The 17,268-nt window shown below is 69.2% G+C and carries 18 protein-coding genes; 11 read left to right on the forward strand and 7 right to left on the reverse strand.

Annotated elements, in window-relative coordinates; translation table 11 throughout:
- The first annotated feature begins 37 nt into the window (after window positions 1–37).
- From CCK91_RS11880 to CCK91_RS11890, 3 genes are all read left to right on the forward strand, one after another.
- Window positions 38–1,615, forward strand: a complete 1,578-nt coding sequence (locus tag CCK91_RS11880; protein WP_086474173.1) for a glycoside hydrolase family 32 protein — start codon at window positions 38–40, stop codon at window positions 1,613–1,615.
- A 111-nt stretch (window positions 1,616–1,726) separates the two neighbouring features.
- The gene (locus tag CCK91_RS11885; RefSeq protein WP_086474174.1) at window positions 1,727–2,212 is read left to right on the forward strand and encodes a hypothetical protein; all 486 of its coding nucleotides are present in this window, start codon (window positions 1,727–1,729) and stop codon (window positions 2,210–2,212) included.
- A 78-nt stretch (window positions 2,213–2,290) separates the two neighbouring features.
- Window positions 2,291–2,878: a DUF1349 domain-containing protein gene (locus CCK91_RS11890; protein ID WP_086474175.1), complete on the forward strand. Its 588-nt coding sequence runs from the start codon at window positions 2,291–2,293 to the stop codon at window positions 2,876–2,878.
- Here the strand turns inward: CCK91_RS11890 and CCK91_RS11895 are convergent.
- On the reverse strand, window positions 2,832–3,839 hold the full coding sequence (locus CCK91_RS11895) for a helix-turn-helix transcriptional regulator (RefSeq protein ID WP_086474176.1): 1,008 nt from the start codon (window positions 3,837–3,839) through the stop codon (window positions 2,832–2,834). The genes CCK91_RS11890 and CCK91_RS11895 overlap by 47 nt on opposite strands.
- 98 nt (window positions 3,840–3,937) lie before the next feature.
- Here CCK91_RS11895 and CCK91_RS11900 point away from each other — a divergent pair, with 98 nt between their 5' ends.
- Window positions 3,938–4,396, forward strand: a complete 459-nt coding sequence (locus CCK91_RS11900) for a VOC family protein (protein WP_086474332.1) — start codon at window positions 3,938–3,940, stop codon at window positions 4,394–4,396.
- A gap of 88 nt (window positions 4,397–4,484) precedes the next feature.
- Here the strand turns inward: CCK91_RS11900 and CCK91_RS11905 are convergent, their stop codons facing one another.
- Window positions 4,485–5,075: a DUF805 domain-containing protein gene (locus CCK91_RS11905; RefSeq protein ID WP_086474177.1), complete on the reverse strand. Its 591-nt coding sequence runs from the start codon at window positions 5,073–5,075 to the stop codon at window positions 4,485–4,487.
- A gap of 447 nt (window positions 5,076–5,522) precedes the next feature.
- Here CCK91_RS11905 and CCK91_RS11910 point away from each other — a divergent pair, with 447 nt between their 5' ends.
- A complete protein-coding gene (locus tag CCK91_RS11910; RefSeq protein ID WP_165767034.1) occupies window positions 5,523–6,791 on the forward strand; it encodes an HNH endonuclease signature motif containing protein in 1,269 nt (422 codons plus the stop codon).
- 337 nt (window positions 6,792–7,128) lie between these two features.
- On the opposite strand, the gene CCK91_RS11915 is transcribed toward CCK91_RS11910, so the two are convergent.
- Window positions 7,129–7,845: a DUF805 domain-containing protein gene (locus CCK91_RS11915; protein WP_133059984.1), complete on the reverse strand. Its 717-nt coding sequence runs from the start codon at window positions 7,843–7,845 to the stop codon at window positions 7,129–7,131.
- On the opposite strand from CCK91_RS11915, the gene CCK91_RS11920 reads away from it, so the two are divergent.
- Window positions 7,802–9,145: a BNR-4 repeat-containing protein gene (locus CCK91_RS11920; RefSeq protein WP_086474180.1), complete on the forward strand. Its 1,344-nt coding sequence runs from the start codon at window positions 7,802–7,804 to the stop codon at window positions 9,143–9,145. The genes CCK91_RS11915 and CCK91_RS11920 overlap by 44 nt on opposite strands.
- A gap of 7 nt (window positions 9,146–9,152) precedes the next feature.
- On the opposite strand, the gene CCK91_RS11925 is transcribed toward CCK91_RS11920, so the two are convergent.
- Window positions 9,153–9,482 (reverse strand): GNAT family N-acetyltransferase, encoded by a 330-nt coding sequence (locus CCK91_RS11925; RefSeq protein ID WP_086474333.1) that lies wholly within the window; start codon window positions 9,480–9,482, stop codon window positions 9,153–9,155.
- Between the two features lie 177 nt (window positions 9,483–9,659).
- Between CCK91_RS11925 and CCK91_RS11930 the strand changes: the two genes are divergently transcribed.
- The gene (locus CCK91_RS11930; protein WP_085512342.1) at window positions 9,660–10,928 is read left to right on the forward strand and encodes an ammonium transporter; all 1,269 of its coding nucleotides are present in this window, start codon (window positions 9,660–9,662) and stop codon (window positions 10,926–10,928) included.
- A 46-nt stretch (window positions 10,929–10,974) separates the two neighbouring features.
- Window positions 10,975–11,598 carry a hypothetical protein gene (locus CCK91_RS11935; protein WP_086474181.1) on the forward strand — a complete coding sequence of 208 codons (624 nt, stop codon included), beginning with the start codon at window positions 10,975–10,977 and terminating at the stop codon, window positions 11,596–11,598.
- On the opposite strand, the gene CCK91_RS11940 is transcribed toward CCK91_RS11935, so the two are convergent.
- Window positions 11,589–12,080 (reverse strand): DUF4188 domain-containing protein, encoded by a 492-nt coding sequence (locus CCK91_RS11940; RefSeq protein ID WP_079706937.1) that lies wholly within the window; start codon window positions 12,078–12,080, stop codon window positions 11,589–11,591. The two genes, CCK91_RS11935 and CCK91_RS11940, sit on opposite strands and share 10 nt — an antisense overlap.
- Before the next feature lie 69 nt (window positions 12,081–12,149).
- On the opposite strand from CCK91_RS11940, the gene CCK91_RS11945 reads away from it, so the two are divergent.
- A complete protein-coding gene (locus CCK91_RS11945; protein ID WP_086474182.1) occupies window positions 12,150–12,782 on the forward strand; it encodes a MerR family transcriptional regulator in 633 nt (210 codons plus the stop codon).
- A 3-nt stretch (window positions 12,783–12,785) separates the two neighbouring features.
- On the opposite strand, the gene CCK91_RS11950 is transcribed toward CCK91_RS11945, so the two are convergent.
- Both CCK91_RS11950 and CCK91_RS11955 read right to left on the reverse strand, forming a co-directional pair.
- Entirely contained in the window at window positions 12,786–13,703 is a 918-nt protein-coding gene (locus CCK91_RS11950; RefSeq protein WP_086474183.1) for a carbohydrate kinase family protein, read from the reverse strand.
- Window positions 13,704–13,740: 37 nt separating this feature from the next.
- A complete protein-coding gene (locus CCK91_RS11955) occupies window positions 13,741–14,781 on the reverse strand; it encodes a LacI family DNA-binding transcriptional regulator (RefSeq protein ID WP_086474184.1) in 1,041 nt (346 codons plus the stop codon).
- 150 nt (window positions 14,782–14,931) lie between these two features.
- Between CCK91_RS11955 and CCK91_RS11960 the strand changes: the two genes are divergently transcribed.
- Entirely contained in the window at window positions 14,932–16,314 is a 1,383-nt protein-coding gene (locus CCK91_RS11960; protein WP_086474185.1) for an extracellular solute-binding protein, read from the forward strand.
- Entirely contained in the window at window positions 16,314–17,264 is a 951-nt protein-coding gene (locus tag CCK91_RS11965) for a carbohydrate ABC transporter permease (protein WP_086474186.1), read from the forward strand. Before CCK91_RS11960 ends, CCK91_RS11965 begins: the two co-directional genes overlap by 1 nt.
- The last annotated feature ends 4 nt before the right edge of the window (window positions 17,265–17,268 follow it).

Raw genomic sequence — 17,268 nt, forward strand, 5'->3', positions numbered from 1 at the left:
CTTCGGCGCGCCCGCGGCACCGACGAAAGGAACAGCAATGACGCACGACCTCTCCCGCCGGACCGTCCTCCAGGGCGTCGGCTTCGGGGCGCTCGCCCTGTTCGTGAGTGCCGGCACGCCCCTCGCCGCCCAGGCGACGACCACCGCCCAGGCGCAGGCCTCCCTCCGATCGGTGTTCCACATGACGCCGCCGTCGGGGTGGCTCTGCGACCCGCAACGACCGGTGTTCACGAACGGCGCCTACCAGCTGTACTACCTGCACTCCGGCCAGAACAACGGCCCGGGCGGTTGGGATCACGCGACGACGACCGACGGGGTCGCCTTCACCCACCACGGGACCGTCATGCCGCTGCAGCCGGACTTCCCGGTGTGGTCGGGATCCGCCGTCGTCGACACCGCGAACACCGCCGGTTTCGGTGCGGGTGCGGTCATCGCCCTCGCGACACAGCCCACGGACGGCGTCCGGAAGTACCAGGAGCAGTACCTCTACTGGTCGACGGACGGCGGCTTCACGTTCACGATGCTCCCCGACCCGGTGATCGTGAACACCGACGGACGTGCTGCCCAGACCACGGCGGAGATCGAGAACGCCGAGTGGTTCCGGGACCCGAAGGTCCACTGGGACGCGGCCAGGAACGAATGGGTCTGCGTCATCGGCCGGGCGCGCTACGCGGCCTTCTACACCTCGCCCGATCTCACGACGTGGCAGTTGCAGCACAACTTCGACTTCCCGAACCACGACCTCGGCGGCATCGAGTGCCCGGACCTGTTCCAGATGCGAGCGGGTGACGGCAGCTGGCACTGGGTCTTGGGCGCCAGCATGGACGCCTACTCGATCGGCCTGCCGATGACCTACGCCTACTGGACGGGCACCTGGGACGGGACGCGGTTCACGGCCGACGACCTCACCCCGCAGTGGTTGGACTGGGGCTGGGACTGGTACGCCGCCGTCACCTGGCCGAAGGCGGAGTCGCCCGACGACCGCCGGCTCGCGATCGCCTGGATGAACAACTGGAAGTACGCGGCCCGCGACGTCCCCACCGACGCCTCCGACGGCTACAACGGCCAGAACTCCGTCGTCCGGGAGCTGCGACTCGAGGCCCAGTCCGGTGGTCGGTACAGCCTGCTCAGCTCACCCGTGGACGCCCTCGCCGGGTATGCGACCACCACCGTCCCCCTCCCGGACCAGACGGTCACCGGGAGCGCCGTCCTGCCCTGGAGCGGCCTGGCGTACGAGATCGAGCTCGACCTCACCTGGGACACCGCGACCAACGTCGGTCTCTCCGTCGGGCGCTCGGCGGACGGCTCCCGCCACACCAACATCGGGAAGGCCGGGGCCGAGCTCTACGTCGACCGCGCGCCGTCCGACCTGGCCGGCTTCTCGCTGCAGCCGTACACGCGGGCCGCAGCGCCGATCGATGCCGCTGCGCGCTCGGTCCACCTGCGGGTCTTCATCGACACCCAGAGCGTCGAGGTCTTCGTCGACGCCGGTCACACCGTCGTCTCGCAGCAGGTGCACTTCGCCGAGGGCGACACGGGGATCTCGCTCTACTCCGATGGCGGGCCGCTGACCGCCTCGGGGATCACGATCCGCGAGTTCGGCACGGCGATCTGAGGCGAGCGCGGTCGGGCGCGGCGACGGTGCCCGACCGCGTCCGACGGGTGCGCTCGCTAGGCTTGACGTTCCTTCCGGCGGGATCGCCGGACAACAGGAGATGGGGATCCCGTGAAACACGCCGCGTCGTACGCGATCGGACTCGCGCTGAGCCTGGTCTACGTCTCTCTGGTCGGCGTGCTGTCGATCCAGATCGCCGGTGTCGCCGGTGGCGCGGTGTTCGACCTCAGCAACACCCTGACGGCCGTCACCGAACCGAACGCCGGCCTGCTGCAGCTGCTCGGTATCGCCGTGGCGAGCGGAGCGGTGCTGTGGATCCTGATGCGGCGCGGCGGGACCACGGGGACGGACACGCAACGCCTCCTGCGACTCGGCTTCGGCACGGGCACGCTCGTGCAGATCGCCGTCGGTGTCGCCCTCCTCGTCGGACGCTTCTCCGTCTTGGACCTGAATCAGGGTCCGGCGAAGTGGCTCGAGGGCTGGATCACCTCCGGCGCCTCGAACTCGGCCGTCCACGTCGTGTTCATCGTGACGGTCTACCTGATCGTGACGAGGCGACGCCGTACCGGCGGCACAGCACAGACGTCGCCGGCCTGACCGACCGGACGCCGTCCCGCACCGTGCCTCAACGACCCCGCCCCTGCGGCGCCCGCATCCATACGTCAGGATGGACGGATGGATCTCCAGAACCTCGCCGAGCACGGACGTTGGACGACAGCCCCTGCGGCGGTGACGACGGAGCCGGACGGTTCCCTGCTCGTCACCGCCGTCGAGGGCAGTGACGCCTGGCGGCACACCTCCTACGGCTTCGTCCATGACACGGAGCATGCGCTGATCGCGCCGATGCAACGACGGGCGGCGATCGAGGTGTCGTTCGTCCTCGACGGCTCCGAGCAGTTCGATCAGGCCGGCGTGTTCCTCCGCGCCTCCGAGTCGACGTGGATCAAGGCCGGGGTCGAGGTGTCCGACGGGGTCGCCCAGCTCGGTGCGGTCGTCACGCACGGGACCTCCGACTGGTCGGTGGCGCCGGTCCCCGACTGGCTCGGACGAACGGTCACCGTGCGCGCGAGCCGCGACGGCGACGCCGTGACCGTGCGCGCCCGGGTGGACGACGAGGACTGGAGACTGGTCCGCGTCGCCCACCTCGACCCGGAGGCCGACATCGAGGCGGGACTCTTCTGCGCGGCGCCGACGCGGGCCGGTCTCACCGTGCGGTTCACCGCCGTCCGTCTCGGTCCGCCGGACGACGCGCTCCACGGCTGACGGTCTGCGCGGTCGCGGCATTGCGCTCCGCGAGCTGCGCGAACGCGGTGACGAGCTCGGGCGGCTCGACGACGTCGATGTCGGTGTCGAAGCGGTTCAAGGAGGCGGCGAGCGCCACCCACGACCACGCGCCGGCGGTGTAGCGCGTGCGTTCCTGGCCGAGGGGCTCGGCGGTGCCGTCACCGACGAACGGTCGGACCGCCTCGATCGGCAGGTGGAGCACGACGGTGCCGACACAGGGCCAGGCGTCGGTCTGATCGGATCCCTTGAACCTCGCAGCCACGAACGCCTGCACGTCTCCACCCGGCACCTCACGCGGACGGAACCGCGGTCCGGTCGGCGTCCTCGGCACGATGCGGTCGGCACGGAAGATCCGCCAGTCGTCGCGATCGAGGTCCCAGGCCACGAGGTACCAGCGTCCCTGGGAGGTGACCAGGTGGTGCGGCTCGACGCGCCGAGGGGGTTCCGGGTCGTCCGTGGACCGGCCGAAGCGGAGCACCTCCCGTGCGCGGATGGCCGCGGACAGCGCGAGGAGGCCCGGAACGGCCACCTGCGGGGTCGGCCCATCGCCTGAGCGGGGCACCGAGGTGACGTCGACGGCGTCCAGTCGATGCCGCAGCCGCGACGGCAGGACCTGTCTCACGGTCGCCAGTGCTCGGAGCGCGGGCTCCTCGAACCCGGATCCCGCGACGGCGGCGGTCTGGAGGGCGATGGCGAGCGCAACGATCTGCTCGTCATCGAAGAGCAGCGGCGGGAGCTCGCTCCCGGCGTCGAGGTGGTACCCGCCGTCCGGCCCCATCGTGGCCTCGATGCGATACCCCATCTCCCGGAGCCGGTCGACGTCGCGGCGGATCGTGCGGTGACTGACGTCCAACCGGTCGGCGAGCAGGGCACCCGGCCAGTCGCGCCGAGCCTGCAGGAGCGAGAGCAACTGCAGGAGTCGGGAGGTCGGTGAAGCCATGGTGCGAGCGTAGTCCGAGTGCAGGACATGAACTGTCCTAGACGCCTGGGACAGTGGTGCTCGACCGGGAGGAGCCCGGCACGAACCGAGGAGCACGCATGAGCATCACGACCACGACCCACCTCAATTTCCAGGGCGACGCCCGCGCTGCGCTGGAGTTCTACGAGTCCGTCTTCGGCGGGCGGACGACGATCGCGAGCTACAGCGACTTCGGGATGCCGAAGGACGCCCCGGGTGCCGACCTGGTCGTCTTCGGTCAGGTCGAATCCGAGGACGGCTTCCGGGTGATGGCGTACGACAGCCCCGGAGCTCCTGCGGCGTCGCTGATCGGCACCGGAACGACCCGCCGCGAGCACGGGACGACGGTCACCGAGCAGTCCTGCTTCGTCGCGGTGCGTGGCGAGACGCTCCCGGAGGTCGAGGTGTTCTGGAACCGCCTCGTCGTCGGAGGTTCGGTCGTCGAGGAGCTCGCCGCGTCCGCCTGGAGCCCCGGCTTCGGCATGGTGACGGACCGGTTCGGCGTCACGTGGGTGCTCGACGTCGCGGCGGCCGGCTGAGGCGTTCCCGCCTGTCCTGCGAGACAGAGAACGGGCCGGTGCGGACGATCGTGTCCACACCGGCCCGTTCCGGTCGTCAGGTCGCGGCTCAGCGCGCCAGGTCGAACCGCTGGCCCTCGGGCTTCGAGGGCAGGAGGAAGAGGACGAACAGGATGAGGCCGCCGACCGACGGGATGAGCGAGAGGAAGTAGAACGGGCCGGGGAAGTTGGCGTCGTGCAGGCGGCGCCAGGCGATGGCCAGGTTCGGGACGATGGTCGCCAGCCAGATGAGGCCGAGGAGCACCAGCCCGGTCAGGATCAAGGGAGCGGCTCCGGGGATCTCGAGGATGCCGGGCTGGGTGTAGTACGTCTTGGAACTGGTGATGCCGTCGAACACGACCGGCTCACGCTGCGCGGCGGCCGACACGGACCCGATCACGACACCCGTGATGAAGAGGATGTTGGGGATGAGCGCGACGAGGAAGACGAACAGCGTGGCCCACCAGTACTCGCTCCGCGAGGCGCGGCCGGTGAAGGTCGCGTACTTGCGGAGGTAGCGCTTGATGGCCTGCGGGAAGGTCGCCCCGTAGAGCGGGAGCGTCAGGTCCTCCGGGGAGGCGGCGCCGCGGATCGGAGCGGGCGCGTACGGCTGTCCGTACGTCGGCGTCGCGGGGTATTCAGGGGTGGTGTTGGAACTCATGGTGTCTTTCGATCGAGGTACACGGTACTGAGATCCTGGCATAACACTGGACTACTCAAGAACAACTTGCGCGACCGACCGATTTCGGGCATGGCCCCATCAGTCCCGGGCAACCTCGTCCGGCCCCTGAGCCTGTCGAAGGACGCACGGCGCATCCCACGAATCCGACGGACCTCTCCCGGTCCCTGGCCTGTCGAAGGGCACACGGGTAATCCCGCCAATACGACGCACCTCTTCCGGTCCCTGAGCCTGTCGAAGGGCGCGCGGGGCCCTCCCGCTCCGGTGATCTTCCCCCGGTTCCTGAGCCTGTCGAAGGGCGCACGAGGACGCTCCCGCTCCGGTGACCTTCTCCCGGCCCCTGAGCTTGTCGAAGGGCACACGAGAAGACTTCCACAACCGGTACAACTCACCATCTGGAATGTCAGTGGTCCATGGTGGACTTGTCCCATGACCGAGACCACCACCGCGATCCGCGACGGCGACGAGTACGCCGCGCAGCTCGCGCAGTTCTCGGACGAGTACGCGGACATCCACCGGCAACAGGCCGTCTTGGACGCACGCAAGGCGCGCCTCCTGGCCCGCTCCGCCGCATACGCGGATGCCTTCGCCGACTCGGTGGTCCCGGCCGCGTTCCCGCCCGCTGAACGCCGTGCCCTGTCTCGCCGGTCAACCTGCGCGGCCCTCGCGATGGCGACCCGCACACCTGAGCGGACCGTGCAGCGGGCCACGAACGACGCTGAGGCGCTCATGGACGAGGCCCCGTCCGTTCTCGAGTCATTGGAGGCAGGTCGCATCTCGGCTCGGCATGCCAAGACCATCACCGATCAACTCAGCGACGTCCCCACCGAGGGACGGGCGGTGTTCCTCGCGAAGGTGCTGCCCGTGGCCGAGCAGACCACCGACGCGGAGCTCCGCAGGCGCGCCCGCGTCCTGCGCGAACGCCTCCACCCGGAATCCATCACGACCCGCTCGAAGCGTTCCGAAGCGGACCGTCGCGTCGAGTTCGAGCCTGCCGCCGACGGGATGGCGTGGGTGCACCTGTTCACCACGGCGCCCATAGCGCAGGGGATCATCGAGCGGGTCGAAGCCGCGGCAGCGGAGTCGCGCGCCGCTGGCGACACTCGCACCTGCGCACAACTCCAGGCAGACGCCCTCGCGGCCCTCGCGCTCACCGGCGTCACCCCCGATGAGGCCGCCTCAAGCGCAGTGCTCCCGCACCCGATCGAGGTCCAGGAACACATCGTGCCCACGGTGCAGATCACCGTGCCGGCGCTCGCCATGGCCGGCGTTTCTGACGCCCCGGCCACCCTCGACGGCTACGGTCCCATCGACCCGGCGACCGCTGCACGTATCGCGGTGAACGCGCCCAGCTTCGCCCGGATCCTCGTGCAGCCGGAAACCGGCGCGGTCCTCTCCGTCGGGCGAAAGCAGTATCGGGTTCCGGCAGACCTCCAGCGCGCGGTGCGCCTTCGGGACGGCACCTGTCGCGCACCTGGCTGCGGGAGACGAGCCCGGGCGTGCGACCTCGATCATTCGGTGGCGTGGGAGGACGGCGGGACGACGGATGTGGGCAATCTCGCCTGCCTGTGTCGACATCACCATCGGATGAAGCACCTCCCGGGGTGGAACCTCGACCACGGGCCCGGCGGGGTGCTCAAGTGGACGACGCCCGACGGGAAGCATCATCGGACGGAACCGGATCCCGCACCGTTCTGACCGTTTCCGGGCCCTGAGCTGCGCCGCACTGAGCCTGTCGAAGTGTCGAAGGGTTCTTCGTGGGCACTTCGACAAGCTCAGTGACCGGGAGCAGTGCGCCCGGAATGACGACGCGCCCTCGTGGGCACTTCGACAAGCTCAGTGACCGGGAGAAGTGTGCCCGGAACGACGACGCATCCTCGTGGGCACTTCGACAAGCTCAGTGACCGGGAGACGTGCGCCCGGAATGACGACGCGCCCTCGTGGGCACTTCGACAGGCTCAGCGACCGGGAGAAGTGCACCCGGAACAGGTTGGCCCTCAAGCCTGTCGAAGGGCACGCTCGAACCGGGAGCGGATCAGAGCGTCCTGTCGAACCGCCGCCCTGCCGACTTCGACGGCATCAGGAGCAGGACGAACACGGTGATGCCGCCGATCAACGGGATCATCGAGAGCAAACACAGCGCACCGGGGAAGCCGGCGTCATGCAAGCGCCGCCAGAGGATGGCCAAACTGGGCACGACCGTGACCACAACAAGCAGGCCGACGACGATCAGGGCGGCATTGAGGAGCCGAGACGCGTCGTCGAACCCAGGTTCCCGTTGCGATGCCACGACGCCCGCGATCACCAGGCCGGGGCCGAACAGGACGGTCGGTACCAGCCAGACCAGGGAGAGGAACAGCACCGTCCACCAGTACTCGCTCCTCGAGGCTCGACCAGTGAAGGTCGCATACTGGCGGAAACAGCGCTCGATCGCCTGTGACATCGTGGCCCCGGGGAGCGGGAGAGCATGTGCCTGCGGAGCGTCGGCCCCGCGGACGGAGCGGGTTGCGCACGTCGGCCCGTCGGGTGGGCCGGGCGCGTAGCCGACGGAGGTGTCGTCACTCATATTGCCTTTCATGTGTGAAATACGAACTTCTTCTAGAATGTAACATTCTTTATCGCACTGAATCGTCGCACGGGCGGAAAGCGCTTGCCGAACGCGCGTCCAGGCGGGTAGCCTCGTCCGGAACCCCACCCGGAAGGTCGCGATGCTGCGCCGAAACGACACCTCCACCACGCCGATCGTCGTCAACGACAACGCCGCCTGGTGCTGGTTCCAGGACGAACGCGCACTCGTCGATCCGGTCTCGAACCTCCTCGTCGTCGGCTCGATCGCGTCAACGGGCGGCGTCGACGGCGAGCAGCGCGGCGGCAACGTCGAGGTCACCGTCGTCGACCTCGCGAGCGGCACCGCCGACATCGTCGTCCTGCACGAACGCCTCGAGTCCGACGACCACGACGTCCCGGCCCTCTGGCGGCGGCGCGACGGGCGCTGGCTCGCGATGTACACCCGTCACAAGACCGACGACCTCACCCGCTGGCGCATCAGCGAACCACACGACCCGCGCCGCTGGGGGCCCGAGCACACGTTCGACTGGAGCGCCCACACCGGCGGACTCGGCGTGACCTACTCGAACCTCCACGAACTCGACGGCCGCCTGTACTGCTTCGCCCGCGCCGTCAACGACGACCAGTGCGCCCTCGTGTCGAACGACGACGGCGACACCTGGAGCTACGCCGGCAAGCTGTTCACCCGACCGAAGATCGGCTACGTCAACGGCTACACGCGCTACGTCTCCGCCCCCGGTCGCATCGACCTCATCACCACCGACCACCACCCGCGCGACTACGACAACAGCGTGTATCACGGCTTCCTCGACGCCGACGGGCTCCACCGAACCGACGGCGCCGTCATCGACCCGCATCCGTTGCGCGGCGACGCACCCTCGCAGGTCGAGCTCACCACCCTCGTCGCCGCCGGCTCACGAATGCCCGACGGCGGTAGCTGGGCCGGCGACCTGCTCTCCCACTGCTGGACTGTCGATCTGCGGCGAGCCCCCGACGGCACCGTGGCCGCCATCGTCTCCGCTCGCGCCGACGACGGACCGGCGCATCCGGACGAGGCGACCGAACGCCTCCGGCCCGTCCTGGACCACCGGTTCCTCTTCGCCCGCCTCACGCCCGGTGGCTCCTGGCAGGTACACCCACTCGCCCTCGCCGGCCCCGGCCTCCTCCCGCACGAGCAGGACTACACCGGACTCGCCGCCATCGACCCGGACGACATCGACTCGCTCTACGTCTCGACACCGATCGATCCGCGAGACGACCAACCGCTCGCCCACCACGAGATCTTCCACGGTCGCACCGACGACGACGGGGCGACCTGGACCTGGACGCCGGTCACGGCGGACTCGGACGTCGACAACCTGCGGCCGATCGTCGCGCCCGGCGATCCCTCGATCGTCTCGCTCCTGTGGTTCCGCGGCGACATGGCGAGCTCGCAGGACTACCGGTGCGAGGCCGTCCTGCTCCGACTGCCGCGCACCGGGTGACGACCGCTCACTCGGGCCGCGACGCCTCGTCGGGCCAGGACACCTCGCCACTGAAGTCCGGGTGCTTGCGGAGGTAGGCCTGGATGAAGGGGCAGTACGGCACGATCGTCAGTCCTCGCTCGACCGCATCGTCGAGTGCCGCGGCAGCGAGGACGCTGCCGAGCCCCCGCCCACCGAAGTCCGGATCGATCTCGGTGTGGGTGAACAGGATGCGACCCGGTTCCTCCCGGTACCCGGCGATCCCGGCGACGCGCTCCCCCACGAGGATCTCGTACTCGTGACGCTCGTCGTTGCGGACGACCTGCGGGCCATCCTCGGGTGTGCTCGATGTCGACATCGGGGCTCCCTTCCGTTCGTCCCCACTGTACGTCGAGCGATCCGTCATGTGCTGTTTACGCAGCGGCCGATTCCGCAACGTGCCGGAAACACGCGCACAGGCCATCGGAAACACGCCGGTGTCACGCTGGGCGCACCCGACGCGCTCCAGCCGCGTCCCTGCGGAGAGGCACCTCGAATGGATCAAGGAAACACAGCGTTCATCCTGATATCAGCGGCACTCGTGCTGCTCATGACACCAGGGCTCGCGTTCTTCTACGGCGGCCTGGTCAAGGCGAAGAGCGTCATCAGCATGATGATGATGAGCTTCGGCGCACTCGGCCTCATCGGCGTCCTCTGGGTGCTCTACGGCTACGCGATCGCGTTCCCCGGCTCCGAAGGCACCGTCGCCCCCTGGGCGATCGACACCGGGAACATCGGCCTGACCGCCGCCCTCGAGACGCCTGAGGGAGCGGCCTACCCGCCACTCGCCTTCGTCGCCTTCCAGGCCACCTTCGCGATCATCACCGTCGCCCTCGTCTCCGGCGCCATCGCCGACCGCGCGAAGTTCGGTTCCTGGATGATCTTCGCCGGCATCTGGGCGACCGTCGTCTACTTCCCGGTCGCGAGCTGGGTGTTCAACTTCGGCCTCGCCGACGACGGCAGCTTCGCCTACGGCGGCTGGATCACGCACGGCCTGCAGGACGTCTTCGGCGTCGGCGTCATCGACTTCGCCGGTGGCACCGCGGTCCACATCAACGCCGGTGCTGCAGCCCTCGCCCTCGCGCTCGTCCTCGGCCGCCGCGTCGGCTTCAAGAAGGGCGCCTACGTCCCCCACAACCCGCCGTTCGTCCTCCTCGGCGCCGGTCTCCTCTGGTTCGGCTGGTTCGGGTTCAACGCCGGTTCGGAACTGGCGGCCGACGGCACCGCGGCACTCGTGTTCGTCAACACCATCGCCGCACCGGCAGCAGCCCTGCTCGCCTGGCTCGTCGTCGAGAAGATCAAGGACGGCAAGCCGACCTCCGTCGGTGCCGCGTCGGGTGCCGTCGCCGGTCTCGTCGCGATCACCCCGGCGTGCGGTTCGCTGCACCCGATCTGGGCCATCGTCCTCGGTGTCGTCGCCGGCGCGGTCTGTGCGCTCGCGATCGACCTGAAGTTCAAGCTCGGCTTCGACGACTCGCTCGACGTCGTGGGCATCCACCTCGTCGGTGGTCTCATCGGCACCCTGTACCTGGGCTTCTTCGCCAACGGCACCGGCCTCTTCATGGGTGGTGACGCTTCGCAGTTGCTCGTCCAGGCGATCGCCGCGTTCTCCGTCCTCATCTACTCCTTCGTGCTCGCCTTCATCATCGGCTTCGCGATCGAGAAGACGATCGGATTCCGTGTGAAGAACGAGGATGAGATCGCCGGTATCGACACCGTTGTCCACGGTGAAGAGGGCTACATCCTCGTCGACGACAAGGCCTGATCCACCGGCCTGAACGACCTGCCCGACCCGACCCGACGAGGACGAGATGCGCGGAGCAGCTGGACCCGAACCGGCTGCCACCCCCGCTCATCTCGTCCTCGTCGACGTCGCGTCACGACCACCGGCCGACCCGGGCCCACCGCGGCTCATCCGGTTCGCCGACCTCGTGCGGCAACCACTCGACCGTGGCCGGGGCAGCGTGCGAGACGTGTGGACCAGCACCGACGTCGACCGCCGCATCCGCTGGCGACTGCAGGTCGTCGAGCTCCGTGACGCCGCCGGACTCATCACCGCTCCCGACGACATGAACCATGCGATCGTCGGCTTCGCCGGCCCACAGGTCGCGGTCCGCGCGGGTGGGAACGAGCTGAACGGCCCCGGACGCATCCTGCACCGCGACGAGGTCCTGACCGTGCGCGAATCCTCGGTGCGTCTCTCGAGACCGCGACTGCGGGCCTCGGGGTCGAGCTCGATGATCCTGCTGAGCTACAGCACCTCGGAGGACCCTCCGACGCTGAACTTCGAGCAGCCGGAGACGGAGCACGATCCCGCCGACGGCCTGCGGATCACCCTCACCCTGCGCGGTCCGATCCGGCGCGGCGAGGGCGAGGTCCCGCAGGGTGCCGCCCTCGTCTCCGCTCCCCTCGCGGTTCCGCCGCGCTACCGCTGACCGGCGGTCCGGCCGTCGGCGAACCGCTGGCGCGCGTGCTGCTGCCGTGACCCGACCGGCACGGCCTCGGTCGCCGCAGGGAGCCCCATCGACGGCGTCGACACGTAGATGCTCTCGGCGCGATCGACGAGGAACGTCTCGTGCCAGACGCCGACGGCCTTCGGCGCGGACCGGGCGCGCTTGTTGAACCGCGACCAGGCGGGCCGATGGGCGGAGGCCGGTGCCGACGCGTAGGCGTAGAGCTTGTCGATCGACGACCAGTACTGGACGAGGTACGGGCCGCTGGAACCGAGCAGGATGTGCGAACCGAGGAGCCCTGACTCCGGGTCGGACATGAGCTCCTGCAGCATGCGCGGCATGTCGCCGAAGATCGGGAGCCACTTGTCCACCCGCCACCACTGGTTGATGGTCATCCCGATGTGGAACACGACGAGCTCACCCTCGTGACGATGAGTGATTCGGCCGACGACGACGCGTGACATAGACTGCTCCTGTTCGATAGTGACGCTATCCAAGTTGGATAGTAGCACTATCCAGACGAGGGGGACAGGATGAGGATCTCGGAACTCGCGGCGGCGTCAGAGGTGCCGGTGGCGACCATCAAGTACTACCTGCGCGAGCAACTCCTCCCGGAGGGCGAGCGCACCTCGGCGACCCAAGCGAGCTACGGCGACGCCCACGTGTCCCGGCTCCGCGTGATCCGCGCACTGCTCACCGCCGGCGTGAGCATCGCGGAGACCCGCAACGTCGTCGCCGCGCTGGACTCACCGCCGGCGGGCCCCTACGACCTCCTCGGCGTCGCCCACACCGCCGTCACCCCGCGCCCGAGCGGTCCGGTCGACACGACCCGCGCACTGGAGCTCTACGAACGGCTCGGCGGCATCGAGGCGCAGTGCGATCCCGGACTCCTCGCCGGCCTGGCCGGGGCGCTGGACACCCTGGAACGAGCCGGCTTCACCGTGCCACCCACGGTGCTCGACCGCTACGTCGACGCAGCGCGCAGCATCGCCGAAGCCGAGATCGACGGCATCCCCGCGGACTCCCCCGAGCTCGCGGTGCAGTACATCGTGCTCGGCACCGTGCTCACCGAACCACTGATCCTCGCCCTCCGTCGGGCGGCCCAGCAGGTGGTGTCGTCGGAGCGCTTCGCCGGGACGGAAGCCCCGGCGTCCCAGCCGTCCTGACGCTCAGGCGTCGAGTTCCGCCGAGGTGGGCGGGTTCGCTCCCGGCCGCGACACCGTGATGCTCGCAGCTCGTGCGGCGCGGTCGAGCAGCTGCTGCAGCACCTCGTCGGACACCCCGCGAAGCCGTTCCTCGGCCCCGGGCCCCGCGATACCGGCGGTCAGCAGCCCGTCGATCAGCGCACCCATGAACGTGTCGCCGGCACCGACGGTGTCGGCCACCTGCACCCGCGGCGTCTCGATCTCGAGCACGGAACCGTCTCTGACCGCGACCGCCCCGTCACCGCCCATCGTCACGACCACGAGTCCCGGCCCGGCCGCGACCCACTCCCGAGCTGCGTCGACCGGCGCCACACCGGGCAGCAGGAACACGACGTCCTCGTCACTCGCCTTCACGACGTGGGCGCGCGCGATGCAGTCGAGGGCCGCCTGACGGACGCGGGCCGCGTCGTCGATGAGCGACGGCCGGATGTTCGGGTCGTAGGTGATGAGGGCCGAGGGACGACGCGCCTCGACCAGCTCGCGCAGGCGGTCGGCGCTCGGCTCGAGGACCGAGGCGATCGAGCCCGTGTGGACGACGGCGGCGTCCGGCGCACCCGAAGCCTCCAGATCGAGCGAGAGGTCGAACTCGTAGGTGGCCGCGCCCTCGGCGTCGAGGGTCGCCTGCGCCGTGGACGTCCGGCCGGTCGGAGCCGACACGAGGGTCACCGCGGACGCGTCGAGCCAGGAGCGGATCGCCGCGCCTCGCTCGTCGTCGCCCACATGGGTCACCAGGGCCGGGGCGCGGCCCAGCCGACCGAGGGTGATCCCGACGTTCGCCGGGCTGCCGCCGGGGCTCTCCGCCTGCGTCCCGTCGAGCCGCCGGACGATGTCGATGAGGGTCTCGCCGGCGATGAGGACGTCGGTCGTGGGGGCTGCGTGCATGGCATCTCTCTCTGCTGGATCCGAGGGTCAGGTGGCGTCAACCGGCGTCGGTCGACACCGCGGCGATGAGCGAGTCCCGCTCGATGATCGGCATCGTGACCAGCTCGTGCCCGAGGGCGTGCTGGCCGAGGAGCATCGAGGCTCCGAGCGCGCCGATCTCCTGGTAGGGCAGCCGCGCGGTGGTGAGGCCCGGGCGCAGGTAGCCGGCGAGGATCTCGTCGTCGAAGGAGACGACGGAGACGTCCTGCGGGATCCGACGCCCCTGTTCGAGCAGCACCTGGTAGGCACCGAAGGCGACGCCGTCGTTCGCGGCGAGGATGGCCGTGACGTCGGGGTGGCGCTCGAGGAGCGCGGCCGTCGCCTCGTAACCGGGTTCCGGCTGCCACTCGACGATGTCGACGCGCGCCGGTTCGATCCCGGCCTCTGCGAAGGCCGCGGCGATGCCCGCGAAGCGGAGTGCCACCGTCGCACTCTGTCGTGGGTCGCTGATGACGTCCTGCGGCAGGTCGCCGACCACGCCGATCCGTCGGTGGCCGGCGTCGACGAGCCGCTTCGCGACCGCGTACCCGGCAGCCCGTTCGTCGGGCAGGACGTTCGCGTGTCCGGCGGAGGACGCTCCGTTGAGCACGACGACCGGTACACCGGTCGAGGTGGCGGGGAGGTCGATGAGGCGGGCACCGAGGAGGCCGATGAGGATGCCGTCGACCCGGTGGTCGATCATCGTCTCGAACGCGCGGGCGAGACCGCCTTCGATCCCCTCGGTCTCCGCGATGAGCATCGTGTGGTCGTGGGCCTTCGACACCTCGAGCGCACCGCCGATGAGCCCCGAAGCGTGCCGGGTGAGCGTGACCTCGTCGGAGATGAACCCGATCGTCCTGGTCTTCCCGCGGCGCAGCACCTGGGCCGCGGGGTTCGGGCGGTAGTCGAGCTCCGCCGCGGCGGCGCGGACCCGCTCGACGGCGTCCGCGGACAGCCGGGAGCCGGGGCGGTCGTTCATGATCATGCTCACCGCGGCCTTGGACATGCCCGCACGCTCCGCGACGTCCGCGAGGGTCGTGCGGCGGCGTTGCGTGGACATGACACTCCCTCGTGCGGTTTGCTGAATCAGTTCAGCATATCGCGCGGAGCTGTGTTATGTTTCGTCTGCTGAATCCGTTCAGCACCTCCATTCACGGCTCATCGTCCGCGCCCTGCGAACGATCTGCCCCGATCTCGCAGGAGCAACAACGTGGTTGATCTGAGTCGCAGGGCGGCACTCGCCCTGCTCGGTCTCGGTCTGGCGGGCACGGCCATCTCCTGGCCGCGCCTCACCGGCGGAGACATCCCCGGCCGAGGCGACGACGCCCTCACCGTCGCCCTCTTCGGCACCGCCCAGGACGCCGCCGCGCGGCAGTCGCTCGTGGACGGCTTCCAGAAGCTGCACCCCGACATCCCCGTCCGGATCATCGCGATCCAGGGCCAGGACTGGGGCAACTTCTTCGCGAAGATCCTCACGATGGTCGCGGCCGGCACCCCGCCGGACATCGTGTCGGTCGCCACGGAGGGCACCCAGCTGTTCGCCGAGCGCCTCGCCCACCCGATCGACGAGTACGTGCAGCGCGACGCCGCCGAGCTGCAGGAGTACTTCGACGACGTGAACCCCTCGCTCATCGAGTCGTTCATGTACAAGGGCAACCTGTTCCAACTGCCCGACAACTTCAACGCGGCGAACATGTACTACAACACCTCCGCGTTCGAGCGCGCCGGCCTCGAGCGTCCGCGCGACGACTGGTCGGTGGAGGACTTCTTCACCGTCGGCCGCACCATGCAGGCCAGCGCCCCGGGATCGTTCCTGCCGTACTTCTGGAACAACCGGCTCTGGGGCGGCGTCGTGCCCTGGTTGTACATCAACGACACGAGCTTCCTCACCGAGGAGAAGGCACCCGGCGGCGACTGGATGTGGTCGAAGTTCTACCCGAACGAGACCCCTCGTGGTGGTGGGTACCTGTGGGAGAACGCCGACGCGCTGAGCGACCGCACCGTCGAGAGCTTCGAGGTCCTGCAGCGCATGGTCTCGGAAGGCATCGCCGCGAACCCCGCGCAGGGCGGCGGTAACGAGCTCGTCTCGCTCTTCTCCCGCGGCTCGGTCGGCATGACGCCGGCCGGCGGGTTCTGGGTCAAGGGCCTCAACGACGCCGGCCTCGGGAACGACGAGTACGACGTGACCTACTTCCCGAAGATGCGCGGACAGCGCCACCAGTTCGGAGCCGGTGGGTACGCGATGATGCAGACCTCCGAACGCAAGGACGAGGCGTGGGAGTGGATGAAGTACTGCATCTCCGTCGAGGGCATGTCGATCGCGCACAGCCAGCCCGACTCGTCGCTGCCCCGGCGCTCACTCAACGCGGAGCTGTACGGCGGTGACATCGGCCCGAAGCACTGGGAGGTCTTCTACGACACCCTCGACCGGTTCCCGACGACCGGCCCGATGCCCGCACCGCCCCAACAGGCGGCCGTGGAATCGGCCCTCATCAAGAACGTGGTCGGCACGATCACGAACGGCCCGAACGGCGTCCGCCGCGGCCTCGAGACGATGCAGCGGGACCTCGAGCTCGCGCTGAAGGGACGATGATGGCACTGCAGTCACCGACGGCGACCCGGGCACTGGTCGTCCCGCCCGAGGCCGAGACCGGACGGCGCAAGCGGTCCCCCCGCGGCAGCCGGCTGCTCGTCTGGGTGTTCCTCGCCCCGACGCTCATCGGCCTCGGACTCTTCAGCTTCGTCCCGATCATCGGGTCGTTCGTCCTCGCCTTCTTCCGGTGGGACATCATCTCGGCACCCGAGTTCGTCGGCGTCGGCAACTTCGTCGACCTCGCGGCCAACCCGACGGTGCGCGTGTCCTTCCTGAACACGGTCGGCTTCGTGGTGGTGGCGGTGACGCTGCAGCTCGCCGTGGCCCTCCTGCTCGCGATCCTCGTGCAGTCGCGGATGCCGGAATGGCTTCGCACCTTCTTCCGTTCCGCGCTGTTCTTCCCCTTGGTGCTGTCGGCCGCGTCCGTGTCCCTCGTGATGTCGTACCTGTTCAACCAGGAGTTCGGCCTCGTCAACGAGTTCCTCGGGCTCTTCGGCGTCGGGAACATCGGCTGGTTGACGACCGGGTTCGGCGCGAAGATCGTCGTCCTGCTCGTGTACGTGTGGCAGAACTTCGGCTTCACCTTCCTGCTCTTCATCGGCGGACTCGCCGCGATCCCACGCGAGGTCTACGAGGCGTCGTCGCTCGACGGCGCACACGGCTGGAGCCAGTTCCGGAACGTCACCCTGCCCCTCGTGAGCCCGACCATGCTCGTCGCGTCCGTCATGGCCATCATCAGCGCCCTGCAGATCTTCGACCAGCCGTACGTCCTCACGCGAGGTGGGCCGGGAGACGACACCCGTACCGCGGTGATGGTGATCTACGAGTCCGCGTTCCAGCAGCTCGACTTCGGTCTCGCCGCAGCGATCGGCATCGTGCTGACGCTCCTGATCATGCTCGTCACCGCCGCACAGTTCCGGCTGAGCAAGCGTTTCGTCTTCTACGGATGAGGTC

It is taken from the genome of Plantibacter elymi (nom. nud.), assembly GCF_900177795.1.
GTDB lineage: Bacteria > Actinomycetota > Actinomycetes > Actinomycetales > Microbacteriaceae > Plantibacter > Plantibacter elymi.